This is a genomic window from Shewanella sp. MF05960 (assembly GCF_050849305.1).
Classification (GTDB): Bacteria; Pseudomonadota; Gammaproteobacteria; order Enterobacterales; family Shewanellaceae; genus Shewanella.
Window position 1 is genome coordinate 1 of sequence record NZ_JBOZPS010000062.1, and the last position, 962, is coordinate 962.

The 962-nt window shown below is 44.3% G+C and carries 1 tRNA gene and 2 rRNA genes; all 3 read right to left on the reverse strand.

From position 1 onward, the window contains the following. Nucleotides 1-583: 583 nt before the first annotated feature. The 3 genes from rrf (ACROAE_RS20585) to rrf (ACROAE_RS20595) all read right to left on the reverse strand — a co-directional run bounded on the left by rrf (ACROAE_RS20585) (nt 584) and on the right by rrf (ACROAE_RS20595) (nt 958). Nucleotides 584-699 (reverse strand): 5S ribosomal RNA (rrf, locus tag ACROAE_RS20585). A 36-nt stretch (nt 700-735) separates the two neighbouring features. Further along, nucleotides 736-811 (reverse strand) — tRNA-Thr (locus ACROAE_RS20590). Nucleotides 812-842: 31 nt separating this feature from the next. Next, a 5S ribosomal RNA gene (gene rrf, locus ACROAE_RS20595) occupies nt 843-958 on the reverse strand. Nucleotides 959-962 lie beyond the last annotated feature (4 nt).

Genomic DNA, 962 nt, shown 5'->3' on the forward strand with positions numbered 1-962 from the left:
ATGACGATATTGTTGAACAGTGCTCAATTGCATGGAATCACTTTATTGCAGAGCCTGAAAGGGTAATTAAATTATGCTCTAGAAGCTGGACAAAACTGACCAGTTAATTAATGTAAATGGTATAAATCCATTTTAGTCAGAAAACTCAGAAGGGCCACCCATGAAGGGGCCTTGCTGTTTTGTTTAGCGCCTGGAAATGACCGACTCTTGCATGGGTATATCTACCACAATGCGTTTTGTCATATTCGAAATCTAGTTGAGTCAGAAAACAAAGAAGGGCCATCCGAGAAGTTGGCCTTACTGTTTATTTGGTACCTGGAAGTGATCTACTTTCGCAGGAGCATATCCACACACTACGTTTTGTCATATTCGAAATTGTTTTTAAGTCACAAAACAAAAAGGCCACCCGATTAAGGTGGCCTTGCTGTTTATTTGGCAACTGGAAATGATCTACTTTCGCAGGGACATATCGACCACACAGCTATCATGCTTCTTTCTACGACCATATTGACTAAACTGCAGACGTAAAAAAGCCCGTTGCGTTAGCAACGGGCTTATCACTACTCTTTCGAGTAAATTAGGCGCCTGGAAATGACCTACTCTCGCATGGGGAGACCCCAAACTACCATCGGCGATACTGTGTTTCACTTCTGAGTTCGGAATGGGATCAGGTGGTGCCACAGCTCTATGGTTTCCAGACAAATTTTATTCTAGGACAAAACACTAGATTATTCGTGGTGCTGATACCCAGAATCGAACTGGGGACCTCATCCTTACCAAGGATGCGCTCTACCGACTGAGCCATATCAGCAAAACTCTGTACAACGTTGAGCTTATTAGGCGCCTGGAAATGACCTACTCTCGCATGGGGAGACCCCACACTACCATCGGCGATACTGTGTTTCACTTCTGAGTTCGGAATGGGATCAGGTGGTGCCACAGCTCTATGGTTTCCAGACAAA